Source organism: Desulfopila aestuarii DSM 18488 (assembly GCF_900143695.1).
GTDB lineage: Bacteria > Desulfobacterota > Desulfobulbia > Desulfobulbales > Desulfocapsaceae > Desulfopila > Desulfopila aestuarii.
Genome location: NZ_FRFE01000002.1, coordinates 151,960 through 167,226, shown reverse-complemented (window position 1 = coordinate 167,226; position 15,267 = coordinate 151,960). Strand labels below are relative to the sequence as shown.

10 protein-coding genes are annotated in these 15,267 nt (G+C 44.8%); 4 read left to right on the top strand and 6 right to left on the bottom strand.

The window, feature by feature from the left end; translation table 11 throughout:
• Positions 1-119: 119 nt before the first annotated feature.
• On the bottom strand, positions 120-944 hold the full coding sequence (locus tag BUF15_RS02545) for a 4Fe-4S dicluster domain-containing protein (RefSeq protein WP_073611885.1): 825 nt from the start codon (positions 942-944) through the stop codon (positions 120-122).
• Positions 944-3,559: a molybdopterin-dependent oxidoreductase gene (locus BUF15_RS02540; RefSeq protein WP_073611884.1), complete on the bottom strand. Its 2,616-nt coding sequence runs from the start codon at positions 3,557-3,559 to the stop codon at positions 944-946. The genes BUF15_RS02545 and BUF15_RS02540 overlap by 1 nt, the downstream gene beginning before the upstream one ends.
• 518 nt (positions 3,560-4,077) lie before the next feature.
• Between BUF15_RS02540 and BUF15_RS02535 the strand changes: the two genes are divergently transcribed.
• Both BUF15_RS02535 and BUF15_RS02530 read left to right on the top strand, forming a co-directional pair.
• On the top strand, positions 4,078-4,755 hold the full coding sequence (locus BUF15_RS02535; protein ID WP_073611883.1) for a GntR family transcriptional regulator: 678 nt from the start codon (positions 4,078-4,080) through the stop codon (positions 4,753-4,755).
• A gap of 184 nt (positions 4,756-4,939) precedes the next feature.
• Positions 4,940-5,800, top strand: coding sequence for a 3-hydroxybutyryl-CoA dehydrogenase (locus tag BUF15_RS02530; RefSeq protein WP_073611882.1), 861 nt, complete (start codon positions 4,940-4,942; stop codon positions 5,798-5,800).
• A 419-nt stretch (positions 5,801-6,219) separates the two neighbouring features.
• Here BUF15_RS02530 and BUF15_RS02525 read toward each other — a convergent pair whose 3' ends face one another.
• Entirely contained in the window at positions 6,220-6,561 is a 342-nt protein-coding gene (locus BUF15_RS02525) for a hypothetical protein (protein ID WP_073611881.1), read from the bottom strand.
• Positions 6,562-6,848: 287 nt separating this feature from the next.
• Here BUF15_RS02525 and BUF15_RS02520 point away from each other — a divergent pair, with 287 nt between their 5' ends.
• Positions 6,849-7,055 carry a hypothetical protein gene (locus tag BUF15_RS02520; RefSeq protein ID WP_073611880.1) on the top strand — a complete coding sequence of 69 codons (207 nt, stop codon included), beginning with the start codon at positions 6,849-6,851 and terminating at the stop codon, positions 7,053-7,055.
• Complete coding sequence (locus BUF15_RS02515; protein WP_073611879.1) at positions 7,055-10,642, top strand: ATP-binding protein; 3,588 nt, start codon at positions 7,055-7,057, stop codon at positions 10,640-10,642. The genes BUF15_RS02520 and BUF15_RS02515 overlap by 1 nt, the downstream gene beginning before the upstream one ends.
• Positions 10,643-10,747: 105 nt before the next feature.
• Here BUF15_RS02515 and BUF15_RS02510 read toward each other — a convergent pair whose 3' ends face one another.
• The 3 genes from BUF15_RS02510 to BUF15_RS02500 are packed head-to-tail and all read right to left on the bottom strand — an operon-like array spanning position 10,748 to position 14,788.
• Complete coding sequence (locus tag BUF15_RS02510) at positions 10,748-11,404, bottom strand: response regulator (RefSeq protein ID WP_073611878.1); 657 nt, start codon at positions 11,402-11,404, stop codon at positions 10,748-10,750.
• A gap of 15 nt (positions 11,405-11,419) precedes the next feature.
• Positions 11,420-13,738 (bottom strand): ABC transporter substrate binding protein, encoded by a 2,319-nt coding sequence (locus BUF15_RS02505; RefSeq protein WP_073611877.1) that lies wholly within the window; start codon positions 13,736-13,738, stop codon positions 11,420-11,422.
• 30 nt (positions 13,739-13,768) lie between these two features.
• Entirely contained in the window at positions 13,769-14,788 is a 1,020-nt protein-coding gene (locus tag BUF15_RS02500; RefSeq protein WP_159441206.1) for a TRAP transporter substrate-binding protein, read from the bottom strand.
• Positions 14,789-15,267: the final 479 nt, after the last annotated feature.

Sequence of the window (15,267 nt, the reverse complement as noted above, 5' to 3'; positions counted from 1 at the left end):
CCCTCTCTCACCTGAAAATATATTCCAGGCGAGAGAAGGTCGGCCAAAACGGTATCGAAGAGGAGAACGACCATTACTGGCAGCCGATACCGTTTTGATCTCTTATGTTCTACGTATCTTCACTTCAGGTCCATTGGGATATCGCCGAGTCCTCGATCGATATCGGTTGTGATCCCGGGTATAACCTTCTGGTGGCCATCTTTTTCAATGGTCAGGGTGAAGGAGCGATCATCCGGCAATCCCTTCAGCCAGAAATCACCAAAGTTTGTCGTTGTTTCGGAGAATGTCTCGCCAGATTGCTCATCTTTCAAGGTGCATACTGCACCGATGATGACCTCTTTGTCTGTCGGCTCATAGACGGTTCCGGCAATGAACTTTTTCGGCAACCCTTTGTAGTATACCCTTGATTTCGTGCCTGCTTCCACCCGATAGGGCTCGGCCTCGGCAATGAAATCGGCAAAGTCTTCTTCCTCTCCAAAACGGATTGCCTCAGTTGGGCACTGGTCAACACATCTCGGCACAGACCACTCCTCGGGGTCGCTGTCGAGAAGATGGCTGCAGCCAGTGCATTTTTGCGCCATATTCAGCTGTTCGTTGAAAAAGATGGCGTTATGCGGGCAACTATCTGCACACAGCTTGCAGCCGATGCATTTCTCAGGATCGATAATAACCAATCCGTCTGCACGCTTGTAGATTGCCTCAGCCTTGCATTGCTCAATACAAGGTGCATCGTCACAATGGTGGCAAAGGTTCGGAGTATACGCGACCTTGACATGGGGGACATGGCCACGAACCACTTCGGTCAGCCCAATCCAGAACTGGCCGGTATCTGGCTGTGGTTTGGCATATGGTGTCCAGTCATTTCCTACATGCTCGTCTTTACAAGCAATCTGGCAACAATAGCAACCGTTGCAAACTGAGAGATCTATAGCAAATACTTTCATTATTTCTCACCTCCGTCAGCTATCCAGGCTTCAACGCGCAGGCCGGCCGCTGGATCATATTTTCGTGCAAATGCCTCTGGATATTTCTTTCGCCAGCTGTCCATTTCTTCGCCGCTTACTTTTTGAACCTCTACCAGGTAGCCGCCACCGATCTGGCCAACACAGTTCTCGCTGGTGATAGCACCCGGGGTGATGGTATTGATTGCGCCACCTCGTTCTATCTCGCCTGTTTTAATCGGGTCATGACGTGCACCGTGGTCAATATATGTAACTCCGGGGCGCAGTCTTTCTGTGACATAGGCACCGGCGAGTACAATACCGCGCTCGTTATAGATTTTGACAATATCACCGTTTTTGATTCCCCGTTTTTCTGCTTCGCTCGGGTGCAGCCAGCACGGTTCATATTTATATCCATCCGGCCCGGTAACCTTCATTGTTGGAGTCTCACGGGTCCAGGTAATATCGTCGCACTGGGCGTGAACACGCCAGCGGCCGTGATTTGACATAACCAGTAAGGGGAACATCTTTGCCCTATGACTGGAGAGGCGCTCGTCGTGGTTTTTACTTTTTTCTATCCATTTGGGGATAGGTCCACGTTCCTTGTCGTCAGGGAAGTTTTGCGCGAGTGCTTCGGAGTAAAATTCAAGCTTTCCAGATGGAGTTGTGAGCTTATTCTTTTCAGGATCATTATAAAAATCTCGGAATCCCGGTGTGTCATCGGCCCAGTCTTCGGCTGTGGAGTAGATCCAGTAGCCTTTTTCCTTCAGTTGTTCCCAGGATACAAGTTTCTCACCACCCATGTAGCCCCAGATAGCTTCCTGCAGGTCGGCGGTGGTTTTGCCTTCGGTCATCTGCTCTACCATGCCTTCGAACTTTTTGGCGACCTCACGAACGCATTCCGCATCACTCTTTGATTCGCCGACCGGCTCAATGGCTTTTTCGGCGATCATGATGTTGGGCTGCATGGTGCCTTGGCGGATATTGGTTACAATATCATCAACTTCCATGTAGGTGTTGGCCGGGAGGACAATGTCCGCATAGACGCAGTCGTTTTCAAACCAGGGATGCTGGGCAACAAAACACTCAATCTGCGGGCTTCTCATCGCAACTTCGGTCTCATTACCGTAATTCCAACAAGTGATACGGCATGGACTGTCCGACCAGATCATATGAATGGGGGATCCATTCTTCTCTGGCTCGATTGGATAGGTATATTCAACAAACTGATCGTGAACCAGAGCGTTTTGGGCACCGGTACCCCGGAAGGTGATGGGCTCGTCAGTAAGGAACGCATTTTGGATAAGGGTCTTCGGAATCACCTGTTCCTGCCATGCGGTTACAGAACTGAGAACCGGCAGGGCGAGCTGCTCTTCAATTTCAGGATTCCAGAAGAATGTCCCGCCCAGGCCTTCCGCACGAGGTAATCCGAAATACGTCCATTGGTGCTGATGGACGCCTGGTCCGCCGAGCCCCTGCATACCAAGAAGGATGCACTCAAGTCGTGCAGGCTCATGGGAGAACGGTCCGCGAATGAAACCACCGCCGAAGTAGTGGGCGATGGATGTGGTTTTGGTACCGAACTCACGAGCCAGTGCCTTGATAGTCCATTCCGGCACACCGCATTTCGGTGAAGCCCATTCAGGAGTTTTGGCAACACCATCCTCTTTGCCCAGAACATAATCGGCGACTTTTTCCATACCGATGGTGTGGGTTTTGACATATTCCTTGTCGTAAGTTCCTTCCGTCAGCCACATGTAGATAATCGCCAGCTGCAAGGCGGCATCGGTGTTCGGCAGGACCGGAATCCACTTGTCGGCATGGATGGCTGCGCCGTAGTTGCAATCAGGGCAGATATATACCTGCTTAATACCGACTTCAGTGAGGAAATAACAGAGACGGCTGGCAAACTGGCCGACAAAGCCCCATGGGGTGGTCTCCGGATCGCAACCCCAGAAGAGGACCATATCAGCATGGTCAATGGTGTCTTTGACGATATTGGCAGCGGGGTACATGATACCCTGCGCACCCTGGCCCCAGACGTGTTTCGCTCCCCAGTACCAACCTTCCCAACTGTCGGGGTTACGTACCTGAAGGGTGAAACCTCCAAGATATTCCAGCAGAACACCGGGATGGCCGTGTGGTGTATTGATGGTTTTACATTCACCGTGGCCGTCACCCTGCATGAGGATGGCATTATAACCATACTTCTCATGAACTCTTCTGATTTCGCTTGAGATAAGTTCGGCTGCTTCATCCCAGGAGATTCTGACAAACTTGCTTTTACCGCGATTTTGTGGGTTCCGTTCACCATTTGGATCCCAGTCGATGCGTTTCATAGGGTACGGCACCCTGTTGGGTGAGTAGACGCGCTTTTTGTAAGCAAGAGAGAATGGGCCGGGCAGAGACTTCCAGGTTGGCTCAAGAGTTTTGCCATTTCGTTCCATTTTCCACTGGCGCACTTCCTCTTTCTTGTATTTCCAGCCGTACCGCATCGGTCTGACTCTGACGATCTTTCCGTTCTTGACATCCACCATCCCTTCAGCTCCGCCGCCGAAATAACCACCGAGACCGAGCGATCGTAAAACAGTTTTGTCTTTTATTTTGACTGGTTTCATAGATGTGACTTCTCCTTTAGTTAGAATTTCATCGTCCGGCAAACTCTCGCGGCCTGGTAGTTGATTCGGGCACCTAAAACACATCCAGAACACGTGACTTGGTTGAATACCAGTGTGATCATTTCGTTTTATGCTCCTTTTAATGTATGTAATATTGCATGGAGCATAGGCTGGGGAAATGCTCAATTTTTCCCCTGATGGATGCCAAGTATGTGTTGCCTCTTGTCACAGCTTACGCTTTTAGACCCAGATCAATGGTTGTAGCCAATTCGGAGAACCAAAAGCCAGCAACCTCCTAAAATGAAATGAATTTGTCTATTCTTGTTTGTGTGCAAGAGCAGAAACATGGAAATCTAAAACGAAAAGTATAACTTGATTGCTATTGCATTATATATTACATGTTATGTTGTCGGTGTCAACATATTAAAATGGCCAAATGCAATCGTGTAAAGGCTTGAAATACCTAGGCGGAATCGTTGCAACTTTATATATTTACTGGAAAAAATGAAGGAGCATGTTTGAAAAGAAACAAAAATCTCACCTTAAAAGTGTATCACCGAATTCTTGAGCTCATGAGTAAATATGAGATCGTTCCTGGTCAGCGTCTGGTTTTTGTTGACCTGGCAAGACAGCTTCAGGTGAGCAGAACACCAGTCAATAACGCGCTGTCCATTTTGGCACAGGAGGGATATCTCGATTTCAGGCCGCATCAGGGGTATTCGGTACGAAACTTGTCGAGAAATGAGGCAGAAGATCTTTATGAGATTCGTGATGTGCTGGAGACAGGTTTCATGTCGCAGGCAATAGACAACCTTACGGACGATAATCTCAAAAAGATAGAACAGCACAAAGTATCGTTTGAGAAAGCAATTTCTCATCGTGTCCACCGAGGTCTCTTTGTGCTCGATACCGAGTTTCATCTGGCCATACTGGATCTGATTGGCAATGAGATGCTTTCATCCAGATACAAAGAGATCTGCCAAAAGATATTTCTGCGTATTCGTATTGAACAGCTTGGAATGGAACGTGTTGAGGCGATCATTCAAGAGCATAACCAGCTGTATGAGGCGATCTGTAACAGGGATAAGAAAGGTGCAAGAGATATGGTTTTACAGCATCATGAAAACTCAAGGAATTCACTGTATCCTATCCTCTTTCCGGATGAGCCTCATACTAGAATTGAGCTGAGAAATTGACAGGATCGAACCTACTACTGATTACGCACGAGTGGCAAACTTAACATTAACATAAAGAGCAGACGGCTATGGCACCGGCTGAAAAATTGTGCAGTCAAGAATGGCAATGGTGGTGAGTAATAAAAATTGAAAATTCAGAGTCGGGTGTATTGAGCCTCGACCGTGGGTGTGAAAGGAGACTGTTATGGATGTGAAACGTATTGGTGTAATCGGGGCCGGTCAAATGGGTGGAGGCATTGCCCAGGTGGCAGCCACAGTTGGCCTTGATGTTATGCTGATGGACATCAAAACTGAATTTATTGAAAAGGGTATGGCGGCTATTTCCGCAAATCTCAGTCGAGCAGAAAAAAAGGGAAAAATATCTGCTGAAGAGGCAAAAGCTGTCCTGCAGCGAATCAAAAGCACGACAGATATTGCAGGTATGCAGGAGGCTGATTTTGTGATCGAAGCAGCATCTGAGGTTGAGGAAATTAAAGGTAAGATTTTTCAAAAGTTGGATGAGGTTTGTCCCGCAAAAACGATTCTCTCTTCAAATACCTCGTCAATCCCGATAGGCCGCATTGCGTCCATGACGTCTCGACCGGATAAGGTCATCGGCATGCATTTCATGAATCCTGTTCCGGTTATGAAACTTGTTGAAGTAATCCGTGCCTTGCCGACTTCAGATGAAACGTTTCAGGCGACCGTTAGCCTGGCCGAGAAAATGAATAAAGAAGTGGCAGTTGCAAACGATTATCCCGGGTTTATTGCCAACAGAATATTGCTGCCAATGATTAATGAAGCAATATTCTGCCTTTATCAGAGTGTAGGTACCCGTGAGTCCATTGACACGGTTATGCGTTTGGGAATGAATCACCCTATGGGGCCGTTGGCGCTTGCTGACCTCATTGGACTTGATACATGTCTGGCAATTCTCGAAACCTTACATAAGGGCCTGGGGGATCCGAAATACAGGCCATGTCCAATGCTGCGCCAATATGTGGAGGCCGGCTGGCTCGGACGTAAGACGGGAAGGGGATTCTACAGTTATAGCGACCCTTCTTGAGAAAAACAGGTAATTGTCGCCTTATTCTCATTGGTTCCGCTGCTTGTCACGGTGGAACCAATGAGCTTCTTCAATCCCCCCCAAAAAACAGAACGATTTTTTTCCTGATCTTTCCACAATATGTTGGACTACCTTTCACCAGCAATGTGTGAACAGAACTTTTAGCCGGTTACCAGAGCCGCAAGAGGTTTGGTTTCCCCTATCGATGTCCTGCCTCAGCCTTAGACCATGGTAGTGAAGAAATCCTTTTGGTAAGCGTTTGAGCAGGCCCGAATATCCGGATTTGCCTGACGTTAAGATTGTGTCGTTCAGGTTTTGACATATCAATGAAATTTGGTAAAGGGAAAGAACATTGGTAAGGGGTATTGTGCTCCCCGGTATCTCCCAGGGAACAGCTATCAAGATATTACAAGAATGCGTTACTCTTGAAGGGAAATTGTTGTTATGACATCAAAGCCAATCTCAGCAGGCTCAATTGTTACCGTCACCACTCCAACCAACTGATCAACATAGTTGAACAGCCCGTCATCGATAAGATTTGATAAGGTTGTCATATCGTCTGTAATGATCACCAGTTCTGCGCTTGATGAATTACCGCCTCCCATATCATCGAACACCATTTCAGCGTGTGGGGTGTCAGCTATCATTTCATCGACACGGAGAAAAATTTCTTCATTAATCTCCTCCAGTGGATGATGGGCGAGAGCAACAGTTGTTGACATCAACATGCAGCAGGCAAAAAGTCCGATACATTTCTTCATAGTGTCCCTCCAAAGTGCAAAGATTTGGAAAAAACAGCTCCTGACTGGATACTGTATTTATGTGAACGTATCAAAAAAAACCAGGTTACAACCTTTATCTAGAGTCATTCGACGGTTGGAGCTCCGGTGCCTGTGTGTCAGGGATCTGGAAACTCTTTCAACTGCTTGTTAAGAAAAAAGGTTTCTCCTTGAAAAAGAGAGCCCCTTCCCCCACAATGAAAGTAGACAAGGTCTTTTGCAGGCTTTTTGTTCTGGCCTGAATGGTTTCTGCCTTGGGGGAATGTGATATGTTACGGCATCCTGAGTTCAGCGTGGTTCTTTTCTTTCTCTGTCTCTGTATTTTTGGCTGGCCCTTTATTTCCATTCCTGGAGCGAGTTCCCTGAAATCAATGTTTTATTACCTCTTTATCAGTTGGGGGATAATCATTGTCCTGTTGTTTCTCATTGGCATTAAACAAGGCAAGAGCGACAACCACGATGGGAACCTGATCTGATGTTCAGTCAAGCGGTTGTCATAGCATCATTTACTTTATACGTCTGTTTACTGTTTCTCGTTGCTCTTTTTGTTGAACGGAAATCGCTGACGGGCAGGGATATCGGCAATAATCCTTTCATTTATTCACTGTCTCTTGCGGTGTACTGCAGCACCTGGACCTACTACGGCAGTGTAGGCAAGGCGGTGACTTCCGGGATGCTCTTTCTGACGATCTACCTTGGGCCGACCATTGCTATTGCGGTTTGGTGGACCGTTCTACGAAAAATGATCCGGGTCAAGAATCTCTTCCGCATCACTTCAATTGCCGATTTTATCTCTGCGCGCTATCAGAAGTCGCAGGGATTGGCCGCACTGGTAACGGTTATCTGCATCGTCGGTATAGCTCCCTATGTTGCAATCCAGCTGAAATCAATTCTGGCGACCTTTGACATTTTGACAAAGTCGACCAGTACAGGTTCGCCTTCATATGATGTCGGATTAATCATTGTCGGTCTTATGATCGTTTTCACTATTATCTTCGGGGCCAGGAGGCTTGACAGTACCGAGCGGCACCAAGGTATGGTCGTAGCGCTGGCGGTTGAATGTGTGGTGAAATTGGTGGCTTTTCTTTCTGTTGGCATCTTTGTTACCTATTTCATGTTTGACGGTTTCGAGGATGTTTTTGCCCGTCTGTCGGCGTTGCCTGGAAAACACCTGTATAACCCTGCCACAGCCGGCATATCCTATTATATGACGTGGACGACCTATCTCGTGCTCGCCATGTCGGCCATTCTTTTTCTGCCGCGGCAGTTTCATGTAGCGGTTGTCGAAAACTTTGAAGAGAAGCATGTGCGGACGGCGATGTGGGTGTTTCCGCTTTATATGTTTCTTATCAATATCTTTGTACTCCCCATGGCCGCAGCTGGGCTGCTTCTTGGTTTGCCCGAATCGGCGGCGGATACTTTTGTCCTTGCCTTGCCTATGGGCGCCGGCCAGAAGTATCTGTCTCTGCTGGTCTTTTTGGGAGGGTTTTCGGCGGCGATGGGCATGGTGATGATTAGTACCATGACAATGTCGACAATGATAACAAACCACCTTGTCCTGCCCGCTATCGAGTTCCTGCAGCCTCTGGGGGGTCTGAAGCGTTATCTGATACAGTGTCGCTGGGTCGCCATCGCTGCATATATCATGACTGGTTATCTGTTTGCCCGTCTTATCGGCGAGTCGTATATGCTGGTCAATATGGGCATGATCTCCTTTGCCGCTGCATTGCAATTCGCACCGGCTGTGCTGGGGGGGCTTTTCTGGGAAAAAGGGAACAGATTTGGCGCCATATCAGGACTGACCGCGGGCTTTGTGATGTGGTTCTATACTCTGCTGCTCCCGACTTTTGTGAAGTCGGGATGGATTGATGCGAGCCTGCTTATTGATGGTCCCGTCGGGATATCCGCGTTGAACCCGGAACGGCTTTTCGGTTTGGCAGGCCTGGATCCGCTGAGTCATGGTGTTCTCTGGACCTTGCTGTTCAATGCAGGAATGTATGTCCTTGGCTCATTATCGTTCAGGCAGGATGACGAAGCTCAAGAGAAAGAGGCTGATGCGTTCATCAATGTTTTGAATGCGGAACCTTCGCGACAGTATCGCTTGAGTGAGCCCTTTATTGAAGTGGCCACGAAGGAGAAGGAGATCGAGAACCTGCTTGTGCAATATTTCCCCGTTGAGAAAGTCCGCTCTATTACCAGACAGTCGCTTCTGCGGATGGGGCTGGAAGAGCGGGAACGTATATCGATTGTTGAACTCATCGAACTGCATGAGGATATTGAGCGGGTGCTTGCAGGCTCGATTGGTGCGGCTGCAGCATATCATGCGCTGCGGCGGGAGATATCCTTTTCTCCACAAGAACAGAAGGCGCTCTCTGATACCTATGCGGAGATTCTTGCAAACCTCAAGTTGACTCCCTCAGACCTGAAGGCAAAAATCGATTTCTATCAGGAACGTCATGATCTCCTGACAAAACAGGCTGCAGAGCTAAAGGATAACGTCAACGAGCTCAATACGGAGATAGAAGAAAGGCGAAAGGCTGAAGTCGCGCTCAGGGACAGCGAGGAAAAATACAGGACCCTGGTAAACAATATCAATATCGGTGTGTTCAGGAGCACGAGTGGCCGAGGGAGATTTGTTCAGGTGAATCCTGCCATGGCGAAGATCTTTGGTTATGAATCCGTTGACGAGTTTCAGAAGGTTGAAGTTGTCGATCTGTATCAGAATACCGATGACCGGGAAAAATTCATTGCTGAAATTCATCAGAACGGTTTCGTCAGGGATTGTCCTCTGGCCATGCGTAAGATGGACGGGACGCCAATCTGGTGCTCGGTGACGGCAACCGCTCACGATGATGTGGCCGGTAACCTGTTATGGATCGACGGTGTTATGGAAGACATAACGGAGAGAAAAAAACTTGAGGATCAGCTGCGTCAGTCACAGAAAATGGAGGCAATTGGCACGCTGACAGGAGGAATTGCCCATGACTTTAACAACATCCTGACAGCGATACTGGGCTATTCGAACCTGTTAAGGCTGAAGATCCGCGATGATGAGACGGTACTGGTCAATTATGTTGAGCAGATCCTGGCCTCGTCTGAGAAAGCGGCGAATCTGACTCGCAGCCTGCTGGCCTTCAGCCGTAAGCAAATTATCGATCCAAAGCCTGTTGATCTCAATGAAATTGTTAAAGGGGTTCAGAAGCTGCTTATCCGGGTAATAGGTGAAGATATCGAGTTCAGGACAACTATGGCCGACAGGGATCTGGTGGTTTTAGCCGATACAGGACAAGTCGAGCAAATACTGCTTAATCTGGCCACGAACGCGAGAGACGCCATGCCCAATGGCGGTATCCTCACCATCGAGACGAGTTATGTGAATTTTGCCGGGGACCACGCCGGATTCAGCAACCAGGTAGAACCTGGAGAGTATGCGGTGATTTCTGCTTCTGACACTGGCATAGGCATGGACGAGGTGACGCGGCAGCGTATTTTCGAGCCTTTCTTTACCACCAAAGACGTCGGCAAAGGGACGGGACTGGGGCTTTCCATTGTCTATGGGATTATCAAGCAGCATCGGGGTGATGTTCATGTCTACAGTGAGCATGGAAAAGGAACAACATTCAAGATTTATCTGCCATTGCTTGCGCGGGAAGCGGCAGACAGCGAAAAGAAAACTGTTGAACCGTTGACAGGTGGGACAGAAACCATCCTGGTGGCAGAAGATGATGACGATGTCAGAAAACTGATGGTTGCAATGCTTGAGCAGTTTGGCTACACGATCATTGAGGCAGTTGATGGTGAGGATGCGGTGATGAAGTTCAGCGAACATAAGGCTGAGATTGATCTGCTTATCCTTGATGTCATCATGCCGAAAATGAACGGCAAAGAGAGCTTTGAGCAGATCAAAAAGATGAATCCTGAAGTGAAAGTTATCTTTTCAAGTGGCTATACCGCAGATATTATCCACTCAAAAGGCATACTTGAGAGCGGTGCTGGATTTTTGCAGAAACCTGTGCAACCTCAGGCACTTCTTTCTCTCATCAGGAAAACCATTACAGGATAAGGGACGTGAAGCTAAAGCGATTTTGTCAAGACCTGAAACGGGAGCACAACGGTCCTATTCTGAGAGTTGAAATTGGGTTGTTATTAACGCGGAGATCGAGCTGAATCATTCCAGCTTAATCAATCCTTTCATTATTGCATACTTCGTAAGCCTGGCTGTTCCGTAAATGTTTAATTTGTTTTGGATGTTCTGTTTGTGAACGTCAATCGTTTTTGTCGAAATGAAGAGCATTTTTGCTATTTCACGATTGTTGTAGCCTTCAGCGATTAATTGAAGAATTTCTTTTTCTCTCAGTGTTAATTCAAGAGTCTCATTTCTGTCGGTTCTTTCGCTCCCTAATTTTGTATATTGATCTATAATCGTTCTGGAAATAGTTGGGCTGAGATATGATTGCTTATTGGCTACAGCGCGTATAGCCGAGCATAGATCATAGGGAACTGTATCTTTAACCAAAAAACCAGATGCACCCGCGAGGAGAGCTTCTTTAACATATTCTTCATTCGTATACATCGTGAGAATAATTATTTCAATTTCAGGAAATGATTTTTTTATGTTTCTGGTTACATCTATACCATTTAACAAAGGCATATTGATATCAACTAAAATAACATCCGGTGAGGTGGTATTGAGGAGACTGATGAGCTCTCTTCCATTTTCCGCCTCCCCGATGACAGAGATATCTTTTTCACCTTCAAGAAGCGAGCAGAGCCCTTTCCTTACAATTGTATGGTCATCAGCGATAACTACTCTAATATTTTCCAATTGATCACCTTGCAGTTATTCATTCAAGGGAAGCTCTACTACAATTCTCGTCCCGATATTCACTGTTGAATAAATGTTAAAGTTCCCACCTAAATTGGTTGATCTTTTCTGCATTCCCAGAATACCAATTCCCATCGTATTTTCAATACTATGAGCGTCTGGAATATGAAAACCTTTTCCGTTATCTGTAATTGTAAGGTGAATATTGTTGTGATACCGTTGTAGAGAGATAGCAACCTCACTGGAACTGGCATGTTTTACTACATTATGCAAAGCCTCCTGGATAATGCGGAATAAATTGATTTCGATTTCAGGGGGAAGCTTTGCTTCACATTGTTCCGCCATAAGCTGAACAGAAATCCCGGTTCGTTTTTGAAAACTGGTAATGTGGGCTTTTAATGCAGGCAATAAACCAAGTACATCGAGCATTGGAGGACGCAACTCATGGGAAAGATCTCTTATCTGGTCTGCCATAGTATGAATTGATCCGGTGATGTCATGTAGCAATTCTATAATTTTATGGTCATTCAACTGTCCTGAGATAACTTTTTTCTCAAGAAGCGACACACTCATGTTCATTGCAGTGAGGGCCTGCCCAAACTCATCATGAAGCTCCAACGAAATCTTTTTCCTTTCATCTTCCTGGCTCCTGATTAATATGGCAGACATTTTTTTCAGATCTCTTTCACGGTGCAGGATATTATTTACAAATATTGTAGCCTGTATTGCCAATGCCAATGAGGTCGAGATCTGTTTAACTGTTTCAATTTTTTCGTCACTAAACACTGAAAAGTCAGAATGGCCAAGGGTAAGTGCCCCAATTAATGTTCCATGATACATGAGGGGGATTCTAACGTATGCATTGATTTTTTCTGCTATTAGAGCTTTGTCAACTATAGATTTTTCAGTGATTGATATTATGTCATTTGCATAAATAATATTTCCTTCCTTGAGGTCATCAACTGGAAAATTCTTTAAGGGAAATTTCGTTTTTTCGCCAATAGTGGTTTGATGATCACAGTTTACAGCAAGAACAACAGCATAACGTTGTTCATAATCAAATAATATGACGCTAACCCTTCGGCATTGAAATAAATTTCTGACATATTTCAGAGCGTCATTTGCGATTTTTTCGGTAGGCTTTGCTTCTAATATTGCGCGGTCAATCTTGTTTTGAATTTCAAGTTGGTTTGAATATTTCTTTTGGATTATTTCAGCTTGTCTTCTGCGAAAAATATTAATGAGGAGAGTGAAAATTATTACTATAAACAGTACGAAACCGATTAGTATCGACCATATAACTGTTTTGTATTCATTGTAAATATTCGATGGTTTGTTAATAATTTTGCTGTCTTCAGGTAGTAACTCCATATCGATCTGAAACTTCTCCAAAACATGATAGTCAAACATGTATTCGTTAGGGCTTTCCCTGATGATATCAATTTGAGAAGGTGATTCTCCTTCAAATACTTTTAATACCATCTGCGCTGACTGTTTCCCCTGACCCAGTCCGCTTATCAGTTTGCCACCTATAATTCCGTTTCCTAGGTAACTGTCCCAGAAACTATACACCGGCACTTTTGCTTTTTGAGTTATCATTTGTGTGCTTTGTTCGATAGAGTATGTCTGACCAGATTTGTCTACAATAAAATTGACCACAATAACAACCCAGTCTGTGGGAAGTTCTGCAACAGTATTTATCAGTTCTCTCATGTCCATATCTTCATTAAAATAAAAAGAGAGCCTGTCTTGATACGTATGCATATTTTCGATAAACAACTGTATCGCTGCAATGCTCGTGGGTGTTTTGTCAACCACGACAAACGCGTTACGCACCTTGGGAGTGAGAGTTAAAACGAGGTCCAATGTTTCATCTATATCTATCGTCTGAACAATGCCGGTAAAATTGCTCTGCCCGTAGAGATCATATGATGCAAAATAATTTACACCGCAGAAAATGACAGGTGTTCCCGGCAAAAGTCTGCTGTGATAATTCAGCATGAATTGAAAGGCTCGATCATCGGTTACTATCGCGGCGTCAAATTTGACAATGCTAAATTTATGTTTGTAGAGCTCATATAAATTTTGAACATGTTGATTGTCAAATATTCTATCTGTATCCATATATTCATAGAAAATACGAACAGGAAATTGACTTTGGGAAAAAACTGATTCGATCCCGTTGCTGAGTCTGTCGTTCCATGATAGCCCCTTGTGAGATGCATGAAGGACCAATACATTTTTTATTTCACTGTTGTGTGTAGCAATCGCTGCTGGACAGTTAAGTGGCAGATTAAACAAGACAACTATTGTCAATATTATGAGTGTGAGCATGCTGTTGCAGGATATTTGATATATTTATTATCACATCATGTCGCGTTCAATGCCTTCTTCGATAATTGACTGGATCCTTTGTAGAAAAATATCGGAATCCTTAAATCCAGCACTTTCAGCCTCAACTTTCCATTGGTTGAAAATACGCTTTATCTCTGGCTGTTGCATCCATGTATCTATGTCTTTTTCGCTTGTTAAAACTATTGTCCGGCCCAGTTTTTTATGCTCAGCTATATTGAGTCTAAACCAATATGAATAATTCTCAGTCATTTTTTTTCGCACATTTGACGCGGCGATTTCAATTTCATTTTGAATATCTTCTGGAAGACTGTTCCAGGTATCAAGATTTATGGTGATTTGTAGTGGCCTTGGAGTCCATATCTCTCTGGCAATAAAAACATATTTCATGATTTCATTGAATTGTATCACATTTGCAGACATAGAGGTCATAAAACCTTCGATTGCATTTGTTTTGAGTGCTGTATATAAGTTTTGTCCTGAACTAGTGATAGGTACCGCGCCTAATCCTTGTAGTATTTCAGAATCCCAACGACTTGTACAGCGAATTCTTTTGCCTTTGAAATCTTCAATACTTGTCACGGGCTTATTGAAAAAAACGACTGTCGGTAAGTTGGCAAACCTGTATATTGTTTTTAGATTGAACTGCTTTATCTCATTATTTAATTCAGGTAATCTCTTGTATATCTGGTCGTATATCCACATTATGTTATCATAATGAGTTGGTCCTCTCTGGAACAGATAAATAGAACTGTTTAATATTAATCTTTTAGGGTAATAGGCAATGTTTAAAGCTCCAAGCTCGACTCTGCCCGAACTCACTTCATCGAAAATTTCATCGGTTTTATGAAAATATTTACTCGATCGCTGTATGAGGACTTCTCCATTGGTTTGCTTTTCGATTTCATCAAAAAATAGTTGTTCAGCATCTCCTATATAACCTTTTGGGGGACCTATTGAGGCGAAGGTAAGCGTCATTGGTTTTGAAAAAGCTAGTCCATTTATAAATACTATCATGATAACAAGAAACATAATCTGACTGCTCTTTAACACAATTTTTCTCCAAATTGTTGTAAAGCGATATCTCTTAGGCATGCAATCGAATCCGAGAGTGCCCTCAAATACCTTCATCTGCAATTCTGTGATCTAAGATGGTCGCCCATCTTTCCATGTCTCACTTGCATTCATTTTATAGCCTTTTTAGTGTCACATAGGAAGTCAATAAAGAAAACAGTGGTTTTTCTACATGGAAATAAGGAAATCACCTATTGAGAGCCCAGTGTAATCCCGTCATAATTGGTAGTAATTCAAAAGTACATATATTGTGGTTAAATATATGATAAATATACAAATAACCTTGTAGCTGTTATGTGGTTTTGGAATTTACTGAAAAAGACAATTTAGGTTCATCCTACTGATCGTACGATAACGGCTGCAAAAGGGGCAGCTTCGCTCAGGTAACAAAAGATTTTTTATATCCTGTGCTTTCGGTTGCTTATCCCAATCAATAA